The organism is Prosthecobacter algae (genome assembly GCF_039542385.1).
Lineage (GTDB): Bacteria > Verrucomicrobiota > Verrucomicrobiia > Verrucomicrobiales > Verrucomicrobiaceae > Prosthecobacter > Prosthecobacter algae.
This window is the reverse complement of record NZ_BAABIA010000004.1, coordinates 16266-40581: the sequence shown is the minus strand read 5'-3', so window position 1 is coordinate 40581 and position 24316 is coordinate 16266. Positions and strand designations below refer to the sequence as shown.

Below are 24316 nucleotides of genomic sequence, written 5' to 3'. Positions count from 1 at the left end.
GTATCTGCGCAGTGGCTATGACGGAAACGTTGAGCGATTGTTGAAAACTATTCTACACACAAAAACGCTTGGCGGCGACGTTTAGCCGCCCCTCAGGCACCTAAATCAACCCCTCTTAGAACGCCTTGCCACGGAAGGCGATCTAAGAGGCCCTTGTGAAACAACCTCCACCTTCTGATCACCGCGCCCGCAAAATGGCCTCCGCAATCCGCATGCCATCCGCCGCAGCCGAGATGATGCCACCGGCATACCCTGCACCTTCACCTGCCGGGTAAAAATTCTTCAGCGACACACACTCATAGGTGGCCGGATCACGCGGGATGCGCACCGGCGCAGAACTGCGGGTTTCAGCCGCCGTTAAAACCGCATCTTCGAGATCAAAACCAGGCAGGCTTTTGTTGATGCGCGGCACCGCTTCTTTCAGCGTAGCGATGACGGATTCCGGCAGCACCTCGCGCAGATCTGTCCACACCACACCCGGCTCATAGGAAGGCTTCACTGTCCCCTGGCTGGTGGAGGCACGGCCTGCGAGGAAATCCCCCAGAAGCTGCGCCGGGGCATGGTAGTTGCTGCCCCCCACCTCATAGGCCCGGCGTTCGATCTGCCGCTGAAACTCGATGCCTGCCAGCGGATGCGCCTGCCCATAGTCCTGGGGCCCCACCTCCACCATGAAGCCCGCATTCGCATTCGCCTCCGCACGCGCATAGCTGCTCATGCCATTGGTCACCACCATCCCCGGCTCAGAGGTCGCCGCCACCACGAGCCCCCCGGGGCACATGCAAAAGCTGTACGCGCTCCGCTCCGTATCGCAATGCGCCACAAATTTGTAAGGGGCCGAACCCAGCCGATCATGCCCGGCCCATTTGCCAAACAGCATCTTGTCCACCAGCTTCTGCGGGTGCTCGATTCGCACGCCCACCGAGAAGGGTTTGGGGTCAAAGGGAATGCCACGCGCGTGCAGCATCGAAAAGGTGTCCCGACTGCTGTGGCCGATGGCAAAGACGATCGGGCTGCCCTCGATCACCGCCCCATCCGCCAGCACCACGGCACGCATCGCCCCTTTTTCCACCACCACATCGCTGACACGGGAGCTGAACCTCACCTCGCCTCCGAGGGAGATGATCTCCTCCCGCACATGCCGCACCACCTTGATCAGACGATCCGTGCCGATGTGCGGTCGCGCTTTGATCAAAATGTCTTCCGGCGCACCCGCAGCCACCATTTCCCTCAGCAGCCACGGAATGCGGTGCTCACGGTCGCGGATCTGCGTGTAAAGTTTGCCATCGGAAAAGGTGCCTGCGCCCCCTTCCCCATACTGCACATTGGACTCGGGATTGAAATCCCAACCACGCCGCCAAAAGCCGGTCACATCTCGCGCCCGGTCGCCTGCGGCCTTACCACGCTCCAACAGGATCGGCTTCAAACCCGCCCGTGCCAACAACAGCCCCGCAAACAGCCCACAAGGCCCCGTCCCCACAATCACTGGCCGCCCTTGACCTCCTTGACCTCCTTGACCTCCTTGACCTCCTTGACCGCCTTGACCGCCTTGACCGCCTTGACCTCCTTGACCGCCTTGACCTCCTTGACCTCCTTGACCCGCTTTGACCTCCACATACGTCTCATCCGGTGCCACGATCACCTTCGTGTCATCCTTCAGGGCTTTCAGCACCCGGGCTTCATCCGCCACCTCCACCAGCAGCGTGTAGCTGAAGTTCACATGGCCGCGCCGGGCATCAATGGCGCGCTGTTTGAGGGTAAAGGTCGCATCCTTCACCCCCAGCCGTTTCAGCAATGCCGTACGCAGGTCGGCATCGGTGTGGTCCACAGGGAGATTGAGTTGAGAAACTTGCAGCATGAGAGGCGGGAAACCCGTTCGTTCATCCTGGCCGTTGTTGCAACCAGATGACTGCCGCCCTTGCCATCCCGCCCCATCCCTTCCACACTGCCCGCCCTTGTTGACCTCACCGCCATCCTTTTTGCGTTCATTCCTCCTGCTAGCCAGCCTGGCAGCGGTCGGCATGGGTGCAGAGCCAGCCCCAAACCCTGGCGTACCGCCTCACGTGGTTCTCAAGCCCACTTTCATGAGCGGGCAAGACTCCTTTTCAGGCGGCACCGCCTTTCTCTGCCGTGTGCCCGGGGAGGAAAAGGCACTTCTTCTCACCGCTCACCATCTTTTTGGTCCCGCCTGTGGTCTGGAACGTGACTTCACTTGGCAGGAAGTGCCCCAGATTTTCGTCGCCGTGACCGGGCTGTCCATCACGGACCCCACCAAGGCCATCACCTCCACCCGCCCGGTGACCATTCCAGGCGCCCGTGGCTCCGACGACCAGGGCTATGCACAGGATGTGGCCGCCTACCGGGTGGATCTGCCCACCGTTCGCGCCACCCTGCATCTGGCCAAAACTCCGCCCGCAGTCGGAGACACCGTGTTTCTCCACGGACGGCAGCGCGGCAAGGAAACCCTCGACATGCTCCCCGCCATCGTTCAGGTCTCCACCGAGACGGAATTGGTCTATGAATTCGCGGCCAAAGATGTCGCCCTGGCCGGGACCAGCGGTGCCCCGGTGCTAAACACATCCGGCCAAGTGGTGGCCATCAATGTCGGCGGCGGAGAGCGCGATGGATCCATCCTCGGCATGGGAAATCCTGCCACTTCCATCCTCAAACTGCTGGCCAATGCCAAGTAGTCCGTGCAAGCCACCCATTTCCTGATCTATCTCCTCTCCTGAATTTTCATGCCTGACACCCCACCGACCAAAAAGATCTGGGACCGCGCCGCCTGGCGGGATGCCGCTTTTTTCCTGCGCTATCTGCGGCCGCATTTTAATGTCTTCATCCCCGCGCTCATCGCCCTGGCGACCACCGCCGTACTCTCCGTCACCTTTTTCAAGCTGACGGCTGAAGTGGTGGGCAAGGGACTCGGCGGTGCCACAGGGCCTGAATGGATGGCTGAGCTGCAGCACTCCATCTTCATTCTGGCCGCCATCGTCACAGCTCAGGCCTTTATCGCCTTCTGGCGCATCATGCTCTTTGCCAAGGCCAGTGAACGCGCCCTGGCCACCCTGCGCCGGGAAACCTTCAGCCGCATCATTCGCCTGCCCATGGGCACGCTGAATGCCCGCCGTGTCGGCGAGCTGGCCTCCCGTCTCGCCAATGACGTGGAATCCATGCGCGAGACCCTGGTGGTCGCCATCCCCATGTTCATCCGCCACAGCGTCATGCTGCTGGGCTCCCTCATCCTGGTGCTTCAGATCAGCGTCAAGCTCGCCCTGGTGATGATCGCCACCATCCCCGTGGTCATCATCATGATCGCCATCTTCGGTGCCCGCATCCGCAAGCTCACCCGCAAGGCCCAGGACGACCTCGCCAGCACCCAGGTCGTGGTAGAGGAAAGCCTGCAGAGCATCATCAGCGTCAAGGCCTTTGCCAATGAGGCGCATGAGATGGCCCGGTATAACCAAAACCTTGGCAATTTCCTCACCACCGCCATCCGCGCCGCCGCCCCCCGCGCCGCCTTTGTCGCCTTCATCATCTTTGCCTTCAGCCTCGCGCTCATCGTCGTCACCTGGGTTGCCCTGCGCATGCTCAGTGAAGGCCAGATCAGCTCCAAAGACCTCACCCAGTTCGCCGCCTTCAGCGCCGTCATCGCCTCCTCCGTCGGCCAGTTTTCGGAGCTCATCACCCAGATCCAGCGCACCCTCGGTGCCACCGACCGCGTGCGTGAGATCCTGCTGGAACCCACCGAGCCGGAAGCCCCCGATGCCCCCAAGGTCCGCTTCAAAGGCGAGATCGAGATGCAGGACATCTGCTTTGCCTACCCCACCCGGCCAGAGGCCCCCGTGCTGCGCGAGTTCTCCCTCCAGGCCAAGGCCGGCCAGCGCATCGCCCTCGTCGGCCCCAGCGGCAGCGGCAAGACCACCTCCATCTCCCTGCTCTACCGCTTTTATGAGCCCACCAGTGGCCGCATCCTTGTGGATGGCCAGCCCATCTCCGGCATGGCTTTGCCTACCTTGCGAAAAAACCTCGCCCTGGTGCCGCAGGAGGTCCTCCTCTTCGGCGGCAGCATCCGGGAAAACATCGCCTACGGCAAGCCGGACGCGACCGAGGCCGAGATCATCGAGGCCGCCAAAAAAGCCAATGCCCACCTCTTCGTCGAAAAACTCCCCGAAGGTTACGACACCCTCGTAGGTGAGCGCGGCACCCAGCTCTCCGGCGGTCAGCGCCAGCGCATCGCCATCGCCCGCGCCATCCTCGCAGACCCCGCCATTCTCATCCTGGATGAAGCCACCAGCAGCCTCGATGCCGAAAGCGAACGTCTCGTGCAGGACGCCTTGGACAAGCTCATGGAAAACCGCACCTCCATCATCATCGCCCACCGCCTTTCCACCGTGCGCCGTTGTGATCAGATCCTCGTCCTCAGTGCCGGCACCATCGTCGAGCGCGGCACGCACGAAGAGCTCGTGGCCAAAGAAGGCAGCCTTTATGGCACCCTCGCGCGTTTACAGTTGGAATAAAAACCCGATCACGCACGTCCTATCCACGTGCCGTGAACCACGCACCCCGACTTATGAAAAAGCTCATTACCCTCCTCGCTGCCGTTTTTACCCTGCCCCTGCTCGCCGCTGATTTTCCAGATGGCAGTCCGAAATTCGGCACCGACTACAAAGCCGCCCTGGAGATGGCCAAGAAGGAAAACAAACCGGTCATCCTCGTCTTCTCTGCCGCCTGGTGCGGTCCATGCCAGTCCATGAAGAAGGCCGTCTATCCCAGCAAGGAAGTCACCCCCCTGCATGACAAATTCGTCTGGGCCTATCTCGACGTGGACCAGGAAGCCAATGCCGCCCCTTCCTCCAAGTATAAGGTCGAAGGCATCCCCCACATCCAGTTCCTGAGCGCCAATGGCAAAGACCTCGGCAACCAGATCGGCGGCACCACCCCCGGCGATTTCGCCGGCACTCTGGAAAAGGTGCTCGTGAAAGCCAAGTGATCTGAACCTGCTTTAAAATTCATTCGCCCGCCTGCGTCACTCGCAGGCGGGCTTTTTTGTGCCGTTCAGCCTTCGCAATGAATGGCTACATACAGAAAGAAAGATCAAACTCGGATTCCACGATCCAGTGTGAAAACTGACTCGACCTTCGGGGGCAGCTCAGCACCACACCACCACCAGCGGGAACCGACTGACCATTATGAGAAAACACTCTCAATCCACACTTCATGCTCTCGCGGCACTCATCGCTGTCTGCTCCGCTTCTTGTGACCAGCAGACAGAGCAAACGGCAGCGGCGGCTTCATCGAAGAAGACTCCGACAATAACCAGCACGCCAGCCAACCTAAAGCCTACGGATGGCGGAGCCAAATTGCCAGAGGTCAGGACTGCCTGGAAACAAGCTGCCAGCGTGAGCATCATGTGGACCGATGGGAACCCAGAGGCGGCCAAACGTCAATTGTCCGAGTTGGTTGAACTGCATAAAGCGGTGTCCGAAACTCCCGCCTACGAGAACGCTCTCGTCTCTGCTGACTGTGAGTTGAAACTGTACAACAGCATTGTGCCCGGCCTGATCAGCGGCCATTTGTCGCCAGACGAAGCGCGATCCCTGTTGGCTTCAATCGCATCAAATCGATTTAGCAAGTCTTCACTGATCACCATGCTAAATACGAGTGCTCCTGATTCCAAACAAGCACGCGCCTTGGTCGCAGAGTTGCAGAGCGGAAAACCAGTGAATCTGATTGAGGCAAGCAATGCTCTTTTGCTAGAACAGGACGCTAACCTGCTATTGGGGCCTACTCCAGATAGACTTGGCGAATTTTTAGACAATCCCAATGCTGCCCGTGCTTTCCAATACCATGCACTGACGGCCGTATTTCTCGATGTGGCCGGTGTGATTGCTGCCTATGCTTCCGCCGGAGGTAATCTGCATGCAGACGATGCGGCGGTAGCAGCCGGTCTTCTGGAGAAAGTGCCGAAACTGATCAACGCCCCAGGATTGCTATCGAACCGCTCGATAAGCGTGAGTATCGTCGTCGATTATTTGAGTAAATGGCGCAATGGCAGCTTCGTGAAGTAATCGGCCTGCAACGTCAGGGGAGCCAACAGGCGATCGCGGATGAGGGCGATGGAGTCTTTGTAGGTGTGGCCGGGGTCCACCTGGAAGGGGCAATCGCTGGCCCACATGAGACGGTCGGTGCCGAACTAGTCGCAGAAGACCCGACCAAGCAAACACACTTTCTGGAGCCCCTAATCGACGAGTGTGAAATTTCATGATTGCCTCTTTGCGCTGGATTCCAGAGCACAGGCAACCCGCCATCATTTATTCACAGTCGAGCCCGCTATTCACAGAAAGCGCGCACCGAAAAATCCCACATCTTGTTTTAAAGATATTAAACGACCACAAGATATGGTAAAATAACCCCTTCTCACTTGCTCAAGGGTCCCCTTGTCAGGCACCTTCTCAGGTTCCATCCCTTCACCATCATGTACCTCAAAAGCCTCACCCTTCACGGCTTCAAGTCTTTCGCCGATAAGACGCACTTTGAGTTTCACAAAGGTGTCACCGGCATCGTCGGCCCTAACGGTTGCGGCAAGTCCAATGTCGTGGACGCCATCCGCTGGGTCTTGGGCGAGACTTCGGCCAAGGCCCTTCGTGGTGAGGAAATGGCGGATGTCATTTTCAATGGCACCGACAAACGCAAGCCCGTAGGCCTTGCCGAAGTGGTGCTGACCATGGCCGACTGCGAGCAGGCCCTTGGCGTGGAATACAACGAGGTGGCCATCTGCCGCCGAGTCTTCCGCGATGGCCGCAGCGAGTACCGCCTGAACAACACCGTCTGCCGTCTGAAGGACATCAACGATCTCTTCTCCGGCACCGGCATTGGCCGGCAGGCCTACTCCATCATGGCCCAGGGCCAGATTGACATGCTGCTCAGTTCGAAGCCTGAAGACCGCCGCATGGTCTTCGAAGAAGCCGCCGGCATCACCAAATTCAAAGGCCAGAAAAAGGAGGCCCTGCGCAAACTCGAATACACCGAAGCTAACTTGCTGCGCGTGGCCGATGTCATTGCCGAGGTGAAACGCCAGATGGGCACCCTCCAGCGTCAGGCCGCCAAAGCCCGCCGTTATCAGACCCTGCTGGATGACGTGCGCATGTTTGACACCCATCTCGCCCACCGGCAGTACAGCGATTACAGCGCGGAAAAAGCCGAGTCCGAAAATCATGTGCGCATGATGACCGAGCAGCTCGAGCATCTGCAAAGTCGCCTGCAGACCACCGAACTGGAAGCCACCGAAACCCGCGAGGCCTATCACTCCGTCGAGTCCCAGATCAACCAGCTCCGCCAGCAGTCGCAGGAGCTCCGCAGCCAGGTGCAGAGCGCCGAAGGCCGCATCGGGTTTAACAATGAGCGTAACGAAGAGCTGCATGGCCGCATCCGCCAGAATGAGGAGCAGATCCAGCAGGGCCAGCAGCACCTGGAACAGCAGCGCGCCGAGATGATCAGCGCCGATGAGCAGCTCATCAGCATCCGGGAAAACATCGAGACCCGGCAGATGTCGCTCAATGAGCACCTCTCCGTCCACAACTCCATCCTGCCAGACCGCAGCCGCCTGGACAGCGACCGCCGCGCCGTGCGCGAATCCATCCGCCAGTTTGAAGGCCAGATCGCCGCCGCCGATGCCCGCGCCCAGTCGCTGACCAATCAGATCTCCGCTGACCGCCAGCGCCACGAAACCCTGGCCCATGACCGCCAGGCCTCCTCGCAGGCCAAGGAGGCCAGCCAGATCGAGTTCGACAACCTGCAGAGCGAAATTCAGGACCTCGAACAAACTCGCGATGAGCTGGATGAAAAGGCCAAGAACTGCGCCCGCGACATCATCGAAAAACGCTCCCAGCGGGATGCCCTCAACGAAGAACTCACCGAGCTACAGCGCGCCGTCACCCAGCGCCGTTCCCGCATCGAAATCATCGAGCAGCTTCTGCAAAAAGGCGAAGGCCTTGCCGAAGGCACCCAGCAGGTCCTGAAGGGTCTCGACAATCCCGAAGTCTTCTCCGTGGGCGTGCGTGGCCTGCTGGCCTCCGCCATCGAGGTCGAGCCCCAGTTCATCGCCGCCATCGAGGCCGCGCTTCGCGACCACCTCCAGGCCGTGCTTCTGACTGACAGCGAGCTCGCCTCCCAGATCCTCGATCGCCTGTCTAACAAACAGCTTGGCAAGGCCGCCCTGCTGCCGCACGACTTCGCCACCATGCGGGCCGTGCCGGACCGCCAGCTCGTGCCCGAGGGCGGCATCGCCTGGGCGGTGGACAAGGTGAAGGCACGCCAGGGCGTGCAGGAGCTCACCGACCGCCTGCTCAACAACGTCCTCATCGTCGAAGACCTGCACACCGCCCTGCGCCTGAAAAAGCAGCTCCGCGATGTCGCCATCGCCACCATGAAGGGCGAATTCATCGCCGCCGATGGCATCATCCACGGCGGTGCGACCAAGGAAGAGGCCGCCTCCATGCTGCGCCGTGAAGCGGAAGTCCGCACCCTCAAGGTCGAGCTCGAAGGTTATGAATACCAGGTCCTGGAAAAGGAAGATGCCGTGGCCACGCTCCGCGCCCAGGTGGAAGACATGCAGCGTGAGGAAGTGACCCTGCGTGAGCAAAGCCAGCGCGCCCGCGAAGGCTTCTCCACGCTCACCGGCAAGCTCTCCGTCGTCCAGCGCGCCCTCCAGCAGGCCACCACCAAGCTGGAAAGCGTGGAGTGGGATCAAAACCAGATCACCAGCCGCATTCAAGCCGCCGAGGCCCAGATCGCTTGGCAGAGGGAGGAATCCTCCGTCGCACAGGAGCAGCTCGAAGGAGCCCGCATTCACGAAGGCGAACTCGAAATCGAGATGGAAGCCTTCCTTCGCCGCGAACTCGAATCCAGCGAACGCCTCAATGAACTCCGCACCGCCCTCGCTCTCGAGCAGAGCGCCCTTCAGTCCATCGAGCGCCAGAAGGCCCCCATGGCCACTCGTTTGCATGAACTGGAAGCTGCCATTCAGCGCTTCGATCTCGAGATCAACACCTGGCGCAACCGCATCGAACAAAGCCTCGCCGAAAACGCCCGCTTCGCCGAACAGGTCGAATCACAGCGCGGAGCCATTGAGGCCATTGACGAACATTTGCAGAACAAGACCGAAGAACGCGCCGCCGCTTTCGAACGTGTCACCGAGCTCGAAAACCAGCTCGTTCAACTGCGTCTGCAGACCACCGGTCTCAGCGATTCCCGCAACCGCATCGAGGTGCAGCTCACCCGCGTGGACCTGCGGCTCGAGAACCTCATCCACCAGGTGCAGGAGCGCTACTCCTTCCACATCTCCGCCTTTGAGCCCGACTACCACGCCCTGATGTACAGCATCAGCGAACAGAAAAAATCCCGTGGCCGTGGTGGTGACAAACGCAAAGGCATCTCTTTCGTGGCCAATCAGGCAGACGATGACATGCCGCCAAAAGCTGTCGCCTCCGAGGCTCCCGTGGAGGATGAAATCACGCCTCCCGAAGATGCTGAAGAAACCGTCGCCATCCCTGTTGTGGATGCCGATGAAGTGGACCTCGATGCCATTGAGATCCCTGGCGAAGAAGGCCATCCTGACTGGGACTTCGTCAACGAGGTCGTCGGTGAGCTTCGGCAGAAGCTTGAAAGCATCGGCCCGGTGAACCTGGATGCCATCCAGGAATTCGAAGAGCTGGAGGAGCGTCACAACTTCCTCGACACCCAGCACAACGACCTTGTCAATTCCAAGGAGGAACTGCTCCAGGTCATCGCCAAGATCAACGAGACCACCAAGATCATGTTCTCGGAGACTTTCGATCTCGTGCGCGGCTTCTTCCACAACAACTTCCGCGAGCTCTTCGGCCCCACGGCCAAGGCCGACCTCATGCTCACCGACGACACCGATCCGCTGGAGTCCGGCATCGAGATTATTGCCAAGCCGCCTGGCAAGAAGCTGCAGACCATCTCCCTGCTCTCGGGCGGCGAACGCAGCATGACCGCCGTGGCCCTGCTCTTCTCCATCTATCAGGTCAAACCAAGCCCCTTCTGCGTGCTGGACGAGCTTGATGCCCCGCTGGACGAATCGAACATCTCCCGCTTCCTCAAGATGCTGGACAACTTCATTGATAACTCCCAGTTCATCATCGTGACGCATAACAAGCGCACCATGAGCCGGGCCGATGTCATCTATGGCGTGTCCATGCAGGAGTTCGGCATCAGCAAGCCGATCGGCGTGCGCATGACCACCGAGGACACGCGGCCCAGCAAGCAGGAGGAACTGCGCCTGGAGGCCGAAGTCGCCGCCGACGAGGGACATCATGAGGAGCTTGTTTTAGAAGCGCCGCAAGAACGCGCTGAGACTGAATCGACTGATGAACCCACGCTAGCCTCCTAATCACCACTTCGCCGATGATTCATCCATCAAGTGAGACTGCGAATAGGCTTTGGATGAATGGTGAATGGATTAATGCAGACTTCAGCTTGATCCACGACTTCTGTCACGACACTCCAACACCTCTCCCCGAACCGTTCGATGAACAGACAAGGGAGGAGTGGCTGGCTTTGCTGAGCTTCAGTGACGAAGGAGGCAGCGCATGGTCTCACAGTTTCATCCGTTCCTTGCTTCAAATCAGGACCTGCGTTTGCCTGTCTTTTGAAGCAATGCTCGGTGTAAAACGTTTGGATTCTCCTGATCTCCCACCCTTCAGCATCCAAGACTTCCAAAGCATTCTCAAATGTCTGGATCAGATGATATCGCTGGCCAGGAGATCATATCTCTGCTGCTGGGCGTTCCAACCTAGTGGGATCGAATTGGTCTATAGCCAGTTTCTGGATTTACCCTTTTCGGACTTGCCTCATCTCAGCCGAGAAAAAAGCCTGATGGACGACGACTCCCGCCGCCTAACCAAAATTGCTAACAGGTCCGAAGCTGGCTTCAACAAGTGGCTCAAGAGCAAGGTATCTTAGATCACTGCTTGTAAATCACCACCACGCTGGTTGTCGGGCCGGAGGGGGCGGAGTCGTGGCCGAAGCCGACGGTCTGCAGGTTGGCCGCCTCCACGCCTGCCTCGATGAGCACCTGCCGCACGGCCTGGGCACGCCGTTCAGACAAAGCACGGGCATAGTCCTCAGGCAGATCGGGCGGGGTATAACCAACGATGAGGTAACGTGGCTTCTCCTGTTTCCAGTCAGCCGCCATCTTCAGCAGCAGCTTTTTGTGGGCACCATTGAGAGCATAGCTCGTTCCGTTGAATTCCAGGGCCGGGCAGGCCGGCTTCAGGGAAGCCGCCAGGGGACTGACGAAGCCTTCACGCGATCCCAGGGCGAAAACGATGTCCGTCTCCTTCTCGTTGAAGGGTGAGGTCACCGTGCCACAACTGCACAGCATCACAGACAGAAGAAAACTGGGCAGGAAAACTCTCATCGCATCCAGCGGGGTTCGGAAATGGTTCCGTATTGGGTCAGCACAGCGCGGCGTTGGGAGGTGCGCAGATCATGCACGTAAAGCGTCCCATGCTGGGAGTAGCAGAGATAGCGTCCGTTCGGACTCCATGAGGGATGCTGCGCTCCCTCGGCCTGGATGACCTTGGCCGTCCCCTGCGGATATTCCTTCACCACCACGGCGGTGTCTTTGCCGATCCGAGTGGTGAACGCTACCATCCGGCCATTCGGTGAAAACTCGGGGTCGGCACAGAAAGAGTAGCCTGCACGCCACAGGAACAGACGCGCCTCGGCGTTGTCCTTTTCAGGCACCTCGGCCACATACAGCTTCGGCCCCTTGCCCCGGTCATCGGCAAAGATCACCTGCCGCCCATCGGGATGCCAGGAGGGGCTGCTGGGAGCGCCCACGGTATCGCTGATGCAGCCCGCCGTGTTGGTGCCCAGGTCCGTGACAAAGATCTCGGGGTTGCCCAGAAAGCTCATCACCAGGGCCAGCTTTTGCCCATCGGGAGAGAAAGCTGCGCCAAAGCTGCTGCCCGGCGTATCGGTCACCGTGCGTTCCCAGCCCAGCCCCAGATCCATGATCAGGACCACGGGAAATCCGGACTTGTAGGAAGTGTAGGCGATGCCGCCGCCATCCGGCGACAGCGATGGCGAGACCGCCCCATGCGCATGATGGGTGACCTGCTGCACTTCCTTCCCCTGCACATCGCAGATGTAGATTTGTTTAGTCCCTGTGCGGTCGCTTACGAAGACCAGCCGACTCGTCGCCAGCCCCGGTCTGCCCGTCGCGGCCAGGATCACATCATCGGCCAGAGCGCGCAGGTTTTCATCCAGCCCAGGGGCCGCATAGGTGCGCTCAAACATCAGCTTCCCGTCTGCACGGGTCAGCTTGCCGGAAACCCGCCCGCCTACCGAGGACCCCGAAAGGGTGAACTCCGCTTCCATCTCGGTGATTTGGAATTCCCGCGACTGGGTCAGTTCATCCACCAGGGACTTCTTCGCGCTGGCACCTGTGCCGCCGGAAAACTCGCCCACGCTCAGCTTCCTTTGCGGCAGCTTGGCCTGTGCCTTTTTGTGGGCGGAAGGGAGCTTGAGCCATGCGGGCAACGTCACAGCCTGCGCCGCCGGCTGAAGCAGCAGGAGCGTGACAACAAGGAGGTTTCGCAGGCCGGTCATTTACTCAATATGGAAATTAACTTCCACAGTGTAGCGGTCTTTTGGGAAACTTGAAGGAAGAGACTCCGAAATCTTTTTCAGCTTCCGCCCGGCGTCCTTGACTGAATCATCCAGAACTCCAGACCCCGATTTTTTGGTCATGTGGGCTTCCAGAACGGATCCATCCTTGCCGATCACAAACCTCAGTCGCGCATCGCGCTGGAGCAGGGGCACCTGCTGCACGGATGGGGGCGTCCAGCCTTGGCTCAGGGCCTGTTCCAGGGCTTTCAGCACCGGGTCCATGTTCGCTCCGCCTGTCGCTTCCTTTTCAGCTTCCGCCTGCTTGGCCTGGGTCAGGATCTCCATCATCGTGATGGGCGGGCGGCTGGGCTTCACCTGGGGCACCGCGTTGGCATCCACCTCCAGCACCGGAGAAAGGGTGATGATCTTGCTGGTCGGCCGCACCGCCGCCGTTTCCGGGCGAGGGACGGATGGCAGAGGCGTCTCCGCCAGGGTGCCGGGGATGTTTTTGGCAGGCAGCGGGGCCGCTGCTGTTTTCACGGGCTTAGTGGCCGGGGCTTTCGCTGGCTCCGGGGGGGCCGCAGGCAGGCCAGGGGCGGTCACCCGCTGATAATCTGAGGGGGCAAACCAGTAACGTCCGTCATTGGCCGTCGCGCCTTGGTTAGGATCAAACCGCGCTGGCTTCCACAAGGGCAGCAAAGCCCAGGCCGCCAGGCCGATCACCCCATGCCCTAGCACCACGGCGATCATCACCGCCCAAACAGGTTCCAGAGGCGCATGGGAGGTCTTCTCAGGCATGGGCTCAGATCAGGGTTTGCCTCCATCCACCACTTCCACCGCCGTCTGCTTCACTCCCGCACGGTGCATTTCCTCCATCAGCCGCGCCAGGGGCCCAGCGGCAAAATTCGCCGGCATCCGCACCAGCACCCCGCTCTCGGGTTTCGATTCCAAAAGCTTCTTCAGCGAAGGCAGCAATTGCGCTCCGGTCACCACCTGACCATCCAGGCGGATGCTTTGATCCGGCTGGATACGCAGCTCGATCTTCGCCGCAGGCGTGGGGTTGGGCAGCACTTGCGTGGTCTCCACCACCACCTTCTCCGGCGCTTTCACACGGCGCAGGAAAGGCACCGCTACGACAAAGGCCAGCAGCAAGATCAGGACAAGATCCAGCAGCGCCGCCAGGCTCACCTGGCTGACATGCACGGGCAGATCACGCTGAGAGGCACGTTTCATGCAGTGGCCAATTTGCCGTCAGGGGCCAGGGACTGGTTGGGGGGATTGCTAAAGCCGGGCATCGTCGGGGTGCCCATCGAGCCCAGGCTGGGAAGCGATTCATCGGGGCTGCGATGGTCAACAAACTGCCGGTCCAGCACGCCGCTCAGTTCATTGGCAAAGTTGTCCAGGCGCACGATCAGGTGACGGATTTTGGAAACGAGAAAGTTGTACGAGATCAGGCTAGGCACCGTGACAAAGAGCGCCAGCAGCGTGGTCAGCAGCGCCGAACACACGCCTGGGGCCAGCTCGGCCATGCCCGCCTCCCCTTCCGTCTGCGCCAGCACGGCAAACACATCCAGCATGCCCCAGACTGTCCCGAACAGTCCCAGAAAAGGTGCTGCTGCCAGCACGGTGGCGATCAGGCCCAGCTTCGCCTCCACATGTGTGGCCGAGGTGACGACCGCGCGCTCCATCGCATTCTGCACCGCCCCCATCTGGGAGGAGGTGATGCGACCAGCGCCCTGCAAGCGGCTGTTAAAGGTGCGGCCTGGCTCCTCCTCACCCACCAAGTAAAAGGCCAGCTCCCGGCACGCCTCATGATAGACATGGTACATGGGGGACAGGGCGATGCGCTCGCGGATCAGGTAAAGCGCCAGCGGATGCGCGCTTTCGCGGAACTTGCCCATGAACACATTGTTCGCCGCCGTGGCCCGGCTGAGGAGATGCCACTTGGCCACCAGCACCGTCCAACTGATCATGGACATCACGGCCAAAAGCCCGGCAATGACCAGGCTGGGGAGAGAGAGGTTTTCCAGCCCGAACTGAAGGCCGGACACCGCAGCGAGAGGGGGCAAATGCATCGGGAACAAAGTTGTGTAGTTAAACGATCTTGAAAGTCTGGCGTCAACATAAGATTCAAGCCTGATGAAGACCGCCAGGGTCGGGGACTGAGAAGGTGACCGGACTCCCTTTCATCGGGGCAGCGACTCGTCTCGGACTTGGGGCGCGACACTTCTTTAACCGCTCACCCCCGTGATCACCTTCGAGAATGGACCTCCGCGAGACGCCTCAGTCCGCCCATAAGATCTCATCCGTCGCGAGACTTGTGCCTGCGTTCCAGGATGCAGGGCTGCCGAAAAGCGCATCATGGTTTTTATGGCGATGCGAGAGACTCTAACAATGGAAGCTCAGTAGCCGGATGGGGATGAATTTCATTTTCTCCCCATTTGGGGATTTTAAGGCGTTATCCGTTGATATTCAGTGATTTAGGATGGGGATTTCTTGGGGATGCATTTCCCCATGTGGGGAAGATTGGGGATTTGTGGGGATGACTGATTGATAGAAACCATCATGGATAAAGGGGCCTTGGAAGGGGTGTTTTTGGACGGCAGGCATCGAAGTGCGATGTTGTGTTTGATATTATCTAATGATATTCTCAAATGTGGGATTTGCAATGGATTCATGGATGGAGGCTGACCGCGACAGGCTGGGTTTCGGCTCGCCCACCCTTTGTCCTCAAACTTTTTCCCTACCTCGTCGGTGCGGCCACAGGCACGGGAGCGGGTGCGCCGGAGGCAGGGAGCGGGGTCGGGCTCATGTTCGTCGTCGTTCCCATGGAGGTAGACGGGCGCGCATCCATCGCCTGGGCCGCTTTGCCAAATCGCAGCACGTAGCCCAGCAGTGCTTTCATGCGCCCGGTCTGCGTGAAGCGACCCGTCACCCGCCACTTTTCCGAGAGATCGTAGGTCGCCTGCACACTGTCGCTGCTGCGATCTGCCCCGGAGGGATTGAAGGTCATGTTCAGGCGCGGTGGCTCCTCGCGCACCACCTTCTTCTTATTGAAGGTCTTGCGATAAAACTCGCTCAGAAACAAGAAGGCCGCCCGGGTGGCCGCTTCGGAGGCCAGCTCGCTGGCCGATCCGTTCAGCGTTGTCCCCGTGGCCAGCAGCGTCACAATGTCCGGCTCACTCATCGGCGGGGTGCTGGTGAACCGTGTCTTCGGATTCGTCGAGTCCCCGTAGATGTAGAGGGTGATTTCGCTGCTGCCGATTCGCGACTCGCCCCGGATGTCCAAATCCGGATCAAAAGGATGCGCAGGGCGCAGCGTGATCACCCCCTTGGTGATCTTCACCATGCTGAAGGGCAGCTTCAGCAGCAGGCGATCAATCGTCGCGCCCCCCGTCAGTTGCGGTGCATCGCCACGACCGCTCAGCAGCACATCGGCGGAGACGGCACCATTGGCTAGGTTGCCTGAAACCAGCAGCGGATCCCGCGTGCGCACCTTCAGGTCAAAGGTCCAGTCCTTCAACATGGGCGGCAATGTCAGCTTCGCCTCACTGCGACCGGTATCGGGCGGTACTGGCGGCACATCGGCGGGCAGCTTCAGCACCGGCAGCAGGTCGATCTCTTTGAAAACACGCCCGCGCACCGCCTCCACCACGCCCGCCACCCGGGCCTGCTGCAAAGTGCCCTGGCAGGTGATGTCCGCATTCGCCCGGACAGAGGTCGTGGGATCGCGAAAGGCCAGGGCCTCGCGCGCCTGGATGTTCAGGTCCAGCGCCGGGTTTGCCCCGTCGGTTACATCCACCGTTCCGTTCAGCTTCACGCGCCCTCCCGCCAGCACCGCAGAGATGTCCTCCAGCGTGATCTTGCGGTCATTCGCCACGATGCGCACCTTCACATCGCGCACGGAGGGCAGGTCTGGCTTCGCCCACACCACCTCCTTCACATCCACATCCACCTCGCCCTTCACCACAGGTTTGCCCACCGTGCCCGTCACCTGGACATCAATCTTGGCCCGCGCTGGGATGCTGCGGATCATGTCCGGTGCATACTCCCGCAGAAAGCTCAGGTCCGTCTCCGGCAGCTTCACGTTGAACTTCAGCGGCGTCTCATTCAGCAGCTTCGGGGACTTCGCCAGCGCCGCCACATCCAGCGGCAGGTCGCCCTCCACCGTCAGCGGTTGCAGGGGGGGCTGGGTCACCGTCGTCAGCGTCTTTACGCGCTTGTTTTCCAGCACCGTTTCAGAGCGCAGCGTCGCCGGGCGAAAAGCCTTCGGTCCCTTCGGCACGCTTACATCCTTCAACTCAAAAAAGATGCGCCCCTGCGCAGACTCCGGCCGACCATTCACCTGGATGTCCGCATTCAGAATACCCGCCGGGATGTCCTGGATGCCTGCCGCCGCCAGGATCTCGTGAAAGCGCAGGTCCTTAGCCGTGATCGCCACCTTCACCGGCTGCCCGTTCACCACCTCCGGCTTCATCACGTCAAAGGGCGCGCTCACGGTGCCATCCAGCAGCAGCGTCTTGTTTTGCCACACTTTTAGTTCGGCCAGTTGCGCCTGCTTCTCATCCACCGTGCCTTTCACCATCAGCCGCCAGGGGCCCAGCGTTGCCTCCAGCTTTTGCAGGTTGGCCTTCGTGCCTTCAAAGGTCGTCTCCAGGGCAGCGGTCACTGCCTGCGGCATCGTTGCCGTGCGCACCGTTGTGGCATCCATCTTCACCGTTCCCTGGCACAGCCACGGCTTGATCTGCCCCGTCGCCTGAAGTTTGCCCGCGATGGCACCGCTCTCCATCGCTGGTGCGCCAAAGCTCTTTAGCAGAGCGTTCAGCGCCGTCAGTTCCGGCATCGCCACGTCTCCCTGCGCAGTGAAGGCAAACGGAGGCTGGATGTCCATGCCGCCCGTCAGGCTCACCGCATTTTTCGCGTCCAACTGCACCTTCGCCAACTCCACCAGGGCACGGCCCTTTTCCACCCGCGTCTGCAGCGCCACCTGCTGCACCTGGCCCTCGCCATAGGCCGCCTCATCCAGCTTCAGCGACAGGTCCGCCACCAGCCCGTTGTAATTCTTAGCGCTCAGATCCTGCACATTAAAGTTTGCCTGGCCCACGCTTTCCACCCGGCCCTTCACCGCCTTCTCCGGCGGCGGCAGCCCCGTGGTCTTCATCAGCCCGGCGGGATCGGCCACCTTCACCGTCCAGTTCGCCTGCACCGGCATCGCATCTTGCATCAGCATGGTCGCCGTCAGCGCCACCGTGTTGCCCACGCCCAATTCCAGCGGCGGTAGTTCAAATCGGGCCTGCTTACCATCTAGAGAAAACAGGCTGCGCAGCTTGGGCAGCTTGTAGGTTTCAAACGACAGCGTTTCGCCGGTCAGTTCGCCATTCGCCTTCAGCGGAGTCGCCCCCTTTCCCTCCGCCGTGACATTCAGCGCCAGCGCCCCCTTCAGCGGCGGTGGCTGGTCCAGAAAGGCCGTCACCTGCGGCAGCACGCCCTTCACCTGCGCCGTCCAGGGCGTCGCCATCAGATCCTTCAGGTCCTGCGGCAGCAGCGCCTGCGCCGTGACATCCAGTTGGTTAGACCCACGTGTCACCTTCACGCCCTGCACTTCCGCACGGCCATCCTTCACCGTCGCTGCCACCGAGATCGCATCCACCGTGGCCCCGGCGGTACGTAGATTCGCGAGGGCCAGTCCCACATCGACCTTCAGCTCTGACGGCGTGGCCGGATCTCCCGCCACTGTCAGGTCCAGCGTGCCCTTTTCGAAAAACACCTCCTTCGGTAGGCCCAGCGTCTGCAACTCCTCAGACCTCAGGTCCCGGCCCAGCACCTTCGCCTGCACCTGCATCGGCGCCTTCAGTAGACCCGCCGCCTTGGCATTCACCTCAAACCGGGCCGCGCCCAGTTTTGCCAGCAGCACCACCAGGGCGGAGTTGTCCGCCTCCCACAGGCCATGCACATCCAGTTCCAGCCGCTCCAGGACCACCTGCTTGGGCAGCGTCAGGTTCTTCACCATCAGCTTGCGCGTTTCCCACTCCACATCGGCCCGCAGGTTTTCCAGATGCACATTCCCCGGCTCCTGGCGGAATTCGTGGCACTCAAACACGCCCGGCATCCCCTCCCCCATTTGCAGCGTCAGTCCGCGCAGGATCAGCTTACGCCCATCCGCCAGCGTCACTGTCGCATTGATGTTCTTGATGTCCACCGTGCGCGGCCAGACTATGGGTGGCATCTCGCCAGACTTCTGGTTAGGCGGCGGCGTTTCCTTCGGCTTGCTGGCGGGCAGGCGGCGCAGGTCCGCCTCGGCCTCCACGTCATGCAGGGTGATCCGCTTCACCGAGTTCTCATAGTCGCCCCGGGCCAGCGCGCGCCAGTCATACTCTGCCGCCAGCTCCCCCACCATCGCTTTGGGCAGCCAGTGCTCCGGGCCACCGCCGGTCTCCACATCCGTAATCCTCAGGTCACCCCACAGCGATCCGTCCACCGCCCAGCTCAGCGGCAAGTCCAGCTTTTGCGCTGCCTTCGGTCCCACCCAGCGGATGGCCGTCAGCAGCAGGGGACGATGAAACACTGCCAGCCCGACGAGCAGCAGCAGGAAAACGAGCAAGAGGCGACGGCACCATTTCCAAAAACGGCGGCGTGGAGGCGGTGACGGGGGCGACTGCGACACCCCTAGTCATCGCCGTTGAAACGCCCGCCTGCAATCAGCATCCGCCTCAAAAAATCGGCATGCATCCTCCCAGGCGCAGGTCCAAAAACCCCGCCTCATCCGATGCCGCATCCTGGATGGCCACCGCCACCTGGAGTGCGCGCCTTCACATCCCGGCAGCCGCCTTGGCCTGCGCCTGGCTCTCTGCTGAAAGGCGGCTCAAGGGAAAGGTAAAGTCCTGCTGGGTCGCCGCCATCCGCAGCGTGATTTGATCCCCCACCAACTTCACAAAGCTGGCCTGGATGGCTTTGCCATCGCTGCTCGTCCACGCCAATGGCGCAGCCGCCGGAGCTGCCGGGGCCGCACTCGTGAGATTCGCCCCTTCCTTGATCCAGGTTTCCAGCAACGCCACCTCAGCAGCGGTCAGGCGGTTTTTGCCTTTTGGCGGCATCACATCCTCATCATCGTTGGGCAGCTTGCAAATACGCAGCATGTCACTCGCGGCTGGATTTCCGGGGATGATGTACTGGCCTGGGCCGATGGTGGCCTTCAGCTTCGCTTCTGTATCCAGGGCCACATCGCCCTTCTCCTTCCCCTTCTCTTCACTGTGACACTCGTAGCATTTCGCGGCCAAGATCGGCTTGATCTGGCGGACATAGTCTACACTCAGGGCAGAGACTGTGGAGGCGACGAGGGCAACGGCGGTTGGGAGAGCTTTGTTCATGGATGAAGACTCCGGAACAACGGGCTCCGTCATCGCATTGTTAGAGGCCATGTCGGAAGAATTTTCAGCCACCATTGACTGCAATGGCGCGGGCATTTTCACAGGTTCCTGGGTCGGTGCAGGCTCCACAGGCGGCGTGGCCATCGCAGGCTCCGCCATCATCGGCGCGGGCACCGCTTCCGCTGCCGCCACCTCTGCCGTAGGTTCACCCATCGGCTTTTGATAGTGATCTTTCCACACCAGCCAGCCCAGACCACCCAGGGCCACCAGGCAGGCCAGTCCCCAGCCCAGCGTGCCCAGCCAGGCCGGACTGCTATTGTTTGCCGTCACTGGTGGGCTCACCGGGGTGGGATAGCGGCGCGGACCTGCCGTGGGTGGGTTCACCGGGGCCACCGCCTTTTTCTGAGCAGATGCCGTCGCCGCGGCCAGCAGCGCCGCCCGCACATCGCTGGCTTTTTGGTAGCGCCGTGCCGGGTCATGCATCAGGCATTTGGAAAGCACGCCCGCAAACCCTTCCGGCAGCCCCAGCCCGGCGGAGGTCCCCGCAGCACGCGGCGTCTTGCCCGTGAGAATCTCATGGATCACCACGCCCAGCGAATAAATGTCCGCCCGATGATCCACGGGCGCTCCCGCGATGAACCGCTCCGGCGCGGTGTAATCCGGCGTGCCGTATTCCGAAACATCTGCCGGGGCCTGCGCCAGCAGATCCCGCGCCAGGCCAAAGTCCACTACCTTCACCAGCCAGTCCGGCGTGATGAGGATGTTCGCCGGCTTGATGTCGCGGTGGATCACCCCATGCTCATGCGCATACTGCAGCGCCTCGCATAGCTGCGCGATGACCGCCCGCGCGCGCTCCGGGGTGATCTCCCCCGCCCGCGTCCGCCAGTGCAGATCCGCTCCATCCACATACTCCATCGCCAGGTACAGGTGCCCCTCCGTCGTCTGGCCAAAGTCAAACACCGCCACAATGTGCGGATGCGACATCCGCGCCATCGCCCGGGCCTCGGTATTGAACCGCTCCGAATCTTCCGCATTCAGTGCCGCCGAGGCGGGCAGTACCTTCAGCGCTACCCATCGGTCTAGGTGCGGCTGCCGCGCGAGATACACCGCGCCCATGCCGCCGATGCCGATGACCTGATGCATCTCATACTGGGGCAGCAGCGCCGCCAGTTCCTCCAGCGTCGGAAAGCCCGGCTCTGCGCCCGCAGCCTCCTCAGGGGAGAGTTCGGGAAAGTCATCGGGGGAGGAGTCGGACATGGCTACGGCTTTAACGATTTCTAAAAGCTAACTTTATGCCCAATCACGCATAAAAAATGAAACTATTCAGCAAATTGCACGACTGAAAAAAGTCATCATCTCACTGGTCACCCCTTCGCCCTTCCCCTATCATGCTCACCGCATGGACGAACAGGCCGCTCGACTCACCCACTGGCAGCAGTTGGCAAAACGCACCGCCCGCAAGGTGAACCTCGGCTGGTGGCTGGCCAGCCTCACCCCGCTGCTCATCGCCGCCGGGGTGCTCGCCTTCATCGCCATCCTCACCCTGCGCAGCCAGGGGCAGGATCTCGCCCGCACTGCCCCCTGGCTGGCTCTGCTGCTGCCCCTCGCCCTCCTGGTCGCCTATTTCCAGGCCCGCCCCCGCTTCCTCACCCCTGCCCAGGCTCTCGTGCGGCTAGAGTCCCGCCTGCACCTGCACACCGCCCTCAGCGTCGCCCAGGCCGGGCACGGCCCGTGGCCCGCGATTCCCGCCACCCAGGCCGATGGCTGGCAGTGGCGCTGGTCTCACGTCGCCGCCCCCTGGCTCAGCAGCTTCGCCTGCATCGCCCTCGCCCTCTGGCTGCCCCTCTCCTCGGAAGTCACCGCCACCCCACCTACTGTGCAGCCCCAGGCCTGGCAGCAGATGGACGAATGGCTGCAAAAGCTGGAGGAGGAGAAGCTCATCACCCCTGAGGAAAAGGATGAGCAAGCCGCCAAGATCGCCGCCCTGCGGGAGCAGCCGCCCGAAAAATGGTTCAGCCACGACAGCCTGCATGCCAGCGACACCCTGAAGGAGCAACTCCAGCATGACATGGCCCAGATGGCCCAAAACCTGAAGACTGCCGAACGCAGCCTCAACGCCCTGCAAAACTACGCCGACAAGCTCTCCCAGGCAGGCAAAGACCAACTCCTCAAAGACCTCGACGAAGCCCTGAAAGGTCTGCAATCCAGCCCCCTGGAACTGAACCCCGACCTCCTCAAGGAGCTGGCCCAGATTGATCCGAAAAGCATCCCTTCGATGTCCAAGGACCAGCTCGACCAACTCCGCGAAGCCTTGAAAAAAGGTGCCGGTGAATGCCAGGGCATGTGCAAAAACCCCGGCTTCCTCGGCGATGGTGAAGGCGAAGACGACCAGCTCGCCGACATGCTGAGCCGCCAGGGCCAGACACCCGGCGACAACCCTGGCGAAGGCGACATCAGTCGTGGCCCTGGCACTGCCCCGCTGACCCTCTCCGACGAAGAAAACAACTTCGGCACCGACAAGAATGAAGCTGTCTCCAACAGCGATCTCTCCCGTGCCCAGCTCAGCACCATGCTCAGCCTGCAAGACGGCAAGCACGAGGTGGATAAAACCTACCAGGGCCCCACTGCCGCCGGCAGCGCCAAAAGCCCCGGCCAGGGTGGCGAACAAGTCTGGCGGGAGACCCTCACCCCCGAAGAAAAAGCCGTGCTCAAGCGCGTCTTCAAATAAGCCGCTTCAGACTGCGCCAGTCCTCTGGCGCTCTCGAAAACTAACCCGCCTCCGAGCGGCCCAGACCTAGGCCCCATACGACCTCTAGGTCCGATCTCTTCCGAGCGTCCCAAAAGCCCCCAAGGAGCGGGACTTCGCAAGTCCCGTTTCTTGGGAGTCTTCCGGCCTACCACTCCGCTCCCGCTAGCTCTGCTGGTGTCTAGCCTTCAGGCGATCTTGGAAAAGGTCCGGCAGGTCATTGGATCGCCTAAAGGCTAAACACCAACAGACCGAACAAACCCGCCCCCTTGCCACACATCTTGTTAATCCTGCCATCTTGTTAATCCTGTCAAAATCGGGGACCCGCTGCTCCTGCGCCCCCACCCATTAAACCAGAGTCGCCAGGTGCCCGACGCAGATCTGCGACCAGCTTTCCAGGCTGTCCTTCTGCTCGATCAGTTCCGCCAGCGAAACAAAGCGCAGGTCCTGGATCGCCTCCTCATTCGAGCGCACATCGTCGCTGCTGAGCTCAAACACATGCACCACGCCCAGGTGCACGCTGCCCACCTCGCTCGAGTCATCATTGATCAGCCCGATCACCCGCTGCGTGTGCGTGCCGCCCATTTGCAGTTCTTCGGCGATCTCGCGCTCGATGCTGTTGAAATACATTGCCTCACCCATCTGGTCCTGCGCCTGGTCCACCGGATTGATGTGGCCGCCGATGCCGATGCTGCGCTTGGCCACCAGACGCTTTTCGCCGGAGCTGCCGCCACGGGTGTAGCTCAGGTAGCGGTCACCATGCTTGAAGACGGAGTAAGGGATGAGCTGCTTGTGGGTCGGGTCCGCCTCTGCCGCCGGGCGCTCCATGAAAAAATTCGCGCCCGGGGCCAGCATCGCGTTCAGGTAACGCTCCACCTCCGGCTGGAAACCTTGAAAGCTGCCGAGGGAATCAAAAAGAGCGCGGGGGATGACGAGGACGTGTTCCATGAGAGCGGCGAGTGTGCCGCTGCCGCGCGCCGGGTCAATCATCAATCCACCTCCCGGCTTTTTCTCCTTGAGGCCTGCGGCCCGGCCTGAAATAAACAGGCATGCGCCTTCCACGCTTCGTTTATTTCCTCCCCGCCCTCATCGCTGCTGCCTGGCTGGGCTGGTGGCTCTTTGGCACTCCGGAGGAAAAGCAGATGCTCGCCGCCCAGGCACAGTTTCTTTCCGCCGTGGAGGACCGCGACTGGAAGGAGGTGAAGTCCATGCTGGCCACCACCTACACCGATGCCATGGGCCACACACGCGATACTGCGGTGGAAAATGGGGAGCAGGTGCTCAGCCAGTTCATCAGCCTCACCCTCCAGACCCGCATCCTCCAAAGTCAGGCACAGGATAGCCAGGGGCAGGCCTCCGTCTCCATCCGCTTGGATGGCCAGGGTCTTGGCTTTGGTCCCGCGATCATGGCCCACGTGAATGAAATGAAGGAGCCCTGGCACTTTCAGTGGCACAAGGAAGGCCTCTGGCCCTGGACCTGGAAGATCCTCCGTATCCATAACGCGGATATCCACCCCATCTCCCTCCCCTGAGACCGCGCGACAAAAAAGCCCGGAGGCGCAGGGCCGTC

The 24316-nt window shown here is 61.0% G+C and carries 18 protein-coding genes; 8 read left to right on the top strand and 10 right to left on the bottom strand.

Annotated features, from left to right (window positions below):
* Nucleotides 1–178: 178 nt before the first annotated feature.
* A complete protein-coding gene (locus tag ABEB25_RS10110; RefSeq protein WP_345736281.1) occupies nt 179–1855 on the bottom strand; it encodes an NAD(P)/FAD-dependent oxidoreductase in 1677 nt (558 codons plus the stop codon).
* Between the two features lie 121 nt (nt 1856–1976).
* Between ABEB25_RS10110 and ABEB25_RS10105 the strand changes: the two genes are divergently transcribed.
* The 4 genes from ABEB25_RS10105 (at nt 1977) to ABEB25_RS10090 (ending at nt 6065) form a co-directional block, all read left to right on the top strand.
* Nucleotides 1977–2687, top strand: coding sequence for a trypsin-like peptidase domain-containing protein (locus ABEB25_RS10105; protein ID WP_345736280.1), 711 nt, complete (start codon nt 1977–1979; stop codon nt 2685–2687).
* A 48-nt stretch (nt 2688–2735) separates the two neighbouring features.
* On the top strand, nt 2736–4514 hold the full coding sequence (locus ABEB25_RS10100) for an ABC transporter ATP-binding protein (RefSeq protein ID WP_345736279.1): 1779 nt from the start codon (nt 2736–2738) through the stop codon (nt 4512–4514).
* A gap of 53 nt (nt 4515–4567) precedes the next feature.
* The gene (locus ABEB25_RS10095; protein WP_345736278.1) at nt 4568–4987 is read left to right on the top strand and encodes a thioredoxin family protein; all 420 of its coding nucleotides are present in this window, start codon (nt 4568–4570) and stop codon (nt 4985–4987) included.
* A 199-nt stretch (nt 4988–5186) separates the two neighbouring features.
* Nucleotides 5187–6065 carry a hypothetical protein gene (locus tag ABEB25_RS10090; RefSeq protein WP_345736277.1) on the top strand — a complete coding sequence of 293 codons (879 nt, stop codon included), beginning with the start codon at nt 5187–5189 and terminating at the stop codon, nt 6063–6065.
* Here ABEB25_RS10090 and ABEB25_RS10085 read toward each other — a convergent pair.
* Nucleotides 6026–6172: a hypothetical protein gene (locus tag ABEB25_RS10085; protein ID WP_345736276.1), complete on the bottom strand. Its 147-nt coding sequence runs from the start codon at nt 6170–6172 to the stop codon at nt 6026–6028. The two genes, ABEB25_RS10090 and ABEB25_RS10085, sit on opposite strands and share 40 nt — an antisense overlap.
* 300 nt (nt 6173–6472) lie before the next feature.
* Here ABEB25_RS10085 and smc point away from each other — a divergent pair, with 300 nt between their 5' ends.
* Both smc and ABEB25_RS10075 read left to right on the top strand, forming a co-directional pair.
* Nucleotides 6473–10408, top strand: coding sequence for a chromosome segregation protein SMC (gene smc, locus ABEB25_RS10080; protein WP_345736275.1), 3936 nt, complete (start codon nt 6473–6475; stop codon nt 10406–10408).
* Nucleotides 10409–10461: 53 nt separating this feature from the next.
* Nucleotides 10462–10980: a hypothetical protein gene (locus tag ABEB25_RS10075; protein ID WP_345736274.1), complete on the top strand. Its 519-nt coding sequence runs from the start codon at nt 10462–10464 to the stop codon at nt 10978–10980.
* A gap of 1 nt (nt 10981) precedes the next feature.
* Here ABEB25_RS10075 and ABEB25_RS10070 read toward each other — a convergent pair whose 3' ends face one another.
* The 7 genes from ABEB25_RS10070 to ABEB25_RS10040 form a co-directional block, all read right to left on the bottom strand.
* Nucleotides 10982–11437: an OmpA family protein gene (locus ABEB25_RS10070; protein WP_345736273.1), complete on the bottom strand. Its 456-nt coding sequence runs from the start codon at nt 11435–11437 to the stop codon at nt 10982–10984.
* A complete protein-coding gene (locus tag ABEB25_RS10065) occupies nt 11434–12633 on the bottom strand; it encodes a hypothetical protein (RefSeq protein ID WP_345736272.1) in 1200 nt (399 codons plus the stop codon). The genes ABEB25_RS10070 and ABEB25_RS10065 overlap by 4 nt, the downstream gene beginning before the upstream one ends.
* Complete coding sequence (locus ABEB25_RS10060; protein WP_345736271.1) at nt 12634–13431, bottom strand: energy transducer TonB; 798 nt, start codon at nt 13429–13431, stop codon at nt 12634–12636. It lies immediately after the preceding gene.
* Nucleotides 13432–13440: 9 nt separating this feature from the next.
* The gene (locus ABEB25_RS10055; protein ID WP_345736270.1) at nt 13441–13866 is read right to left on the bottom strand and encodes an ExbD/TolR family protein; all 426 of its coding nucleotides are present in this window, start codon (nt 13864–13866) and stop codon (nt 13441–13443) included.
* A complete protein-coding gene (locus tag ABEB25_RS10050; protein ID WP_345736269.1) occupies nt 13863–14708 on the bottom strand; it encodes a MotA/TolQ/ExbB proton channel family protein in 846 nt (281 codons plus the stop codon). Before ABEB25_RS10050 ends, ABEB25_RS10055 begins: the two co-directional genes overlap by 4 nt.
* Nucleotides 14709–15376: 668 nt before the next feature.
* The gene (locus ABEB25_RS10045) at nt 15377–19234 is read right to left on the bottom strand and encodes a translocation/assembly module TamB domain-containing protein (protein WP_345736268.1); all 3858 of its coding nucleotides are present in this window, start codon (nt 19232–19234) and stop codon (nt 15377–15379) included.
* Nucleotides 19235–19442: 208 nt separating this feature from the next.
* Entirely contained in the window at nt 19443–21257 is a 1815-nt protein-coding gene (locus tag ABEB25_RS10040) for a protein kinase domain-containing protein (protein WP_345736267.1), read from the bottom strand.
* Nucleotides 21258–21399: 142 nt separating this feature from the next.
* Here ABEB25_RS10040 and ABEB25_RS10035 point away from each other — a divergent pair, with 142 nt between their 5' ends.
* Nucleotides 21400–22728 (top strand): hypothetical protein, encoded by a 1329-nt coding sequence (locus ABEB25_RS10035; RefSeq protein ID WP_345736266.1) that lies wholly within the window; start codon nt 21400–21402, stop codon nt 22726–22728.
* A 366-nt stretch (nt 22729–23094) separates the two neighbouring features.
* Here the strand turns inward: ABEB25_RS10035 and ABEB25_RS10030 are convergent, their stop codons facing one another.
* Nucleotides 23095–23736: a hypothetical protein gene (locus ABEB25_RS10030; RefSeq protein ID WP_345736265.1), complete on the bottom strand. Its 642-nt coding sequence runs from the start codon at nt 23734–23736 to the stop codon at nt 23095–23097.
* A 59-nt stretch (nt 23737–23795) separates the two neighbouring features.
* On the opposite strand from ABEB25_RS10030, the gene ABEB25_RS10025 reads away from it, so the two are divergent.
* Nucleotides 23796–24278 carry a hypothetical protein gene (locus ABEB25_RS10025; RefSeq protein WP_345736264.1) on the top strand — a complete coding sequence of 161 codons (483 nt, stop codon included), beginning with the start codon at nt 23796–23798 and terminating at the stop codon, nt 24276–24278.
* Nucleotides 24279–24316 lie beyond the last annotated feature (38 nt).

Excerpts from the sequence above, each read along its gene's own strand:
- ABEB25_RS10065 (WP_345736272.1), bottom strand. The coding sequence starts at position 12,633 with ATGACCGGCCTGCGAAACCTCCTTGTTGTCACGCTCCTGCTGCTTCAG.
- ABEB25_RS10095 (WP_345736278.1), top strand. The coding sequence starts at position 4,568 with ATGAAAAAGCTCATTACCCTCCTCGCTGCCGTTTTTACCCTGCCCCTG.
- ABEB25_RS10035 (WP_345736266.1), top strand. The coding sequence starts at position 21,400 with ATGGACGAACAGGCCGCTCGACTCACCCACTGGCAGCAGTTGGCAAAA.
- ABEB25_RS10110 (WP_345736281.1), bottom strand. The coding sequence starts at position 1,855 with ATGCTGCAAGTTTCTCAACTCAATCTCCCTGTGGACCACACCGATGCC.
- ABEB25_RS10070 (WP_345736273.1), bottom strand. The coding sequence starts at position 11,437 with ATGAGAGTTTTCCTGCCCAGTTTTCTTCTGTCTGTGATGCTGTGCAGT.
- ABEB25_RS10030 (WP_345736265.1), bottom strand. The coding sequence starts at position 23,736 with ATGATTGACCCGGCGCGCGGCAGCGGCACACTCGCCGCTCTCATGGAA.
- ABEB25_RS10060 (WP_345736271.1), bottom strand. The coding sequence starts at position 13,431 with ATGCCTGAGAAGACCTCCCATGCGCCTCTGGAACCTGTTTGGGCGGTG.
- ABEB25_RS10085 (WP_345736276.1), bottom strand. The coding sequence starts at position 6,172 with ATGTGGGCCAGCGATTGCCCCTTCCAGGTGGACCCCGGCCACACCTAC.
- ABEB25_RS10075 (WP_345736274.1), top strand. The coding sequence starts at position 10,462 with ATGAATGGTGAATGGATTAATGCAGACTTCAGCTTGATCCACGACTTC.
- ABEB25_RS10040 (WP_345736267.1), bottom strand. The coding sequence starts at position 21,257 with ATGTCCGACTCCTCCCCCGATGACTTTCCCGAACTCTCCCCTGAGGAG.
- ABEB25_RS10100 (WP_345736279.1), top strand. The coding sequence starts at position 2,736 with ATGCCTGACACCCCACCGACCAAAAAGATCTGGGACCGCGCCGCCTGG.
- ABEB25_RS10090 (WP_345736277.1), top strand. The coding sequence starts at position 5,187 with ATGAGAAAACACTCTCAATCCACACTTCATGCTCTCGCGGCACTCATC.
- ABEB25_RS10050 (WP_345736269.1), bottom strand. The coding sequence starts at position 14,708 with ATGCATTTGCCCCCTCTCGCTGCGGTGTCCGGCCTTCAGTTCGGGCTG.
- smc (WP_345736275.1), top strand. The coding sequence starts at position 6,473 with ATGTACCTCAAAAGCCTCACCCTTCACGGCTTCAAGTCTTTCGCCGAT.
- ABEB25_RS10025 (WP_345736264.1), top strand. The coding sequence starts at position 23,796 with ATGCGCCTTCCACGCTTCGTTTATTTCCTCCCCGCCCTCATCGCTGCT.
- ABEB25_RS10055 (WP_345736270.1), bottom strand. The coding sequence starts at position 13,866 with ATGAAACGTGCCTCTCAGCGTGATCTGCCCGTGCATGTCAGCCAGGTG.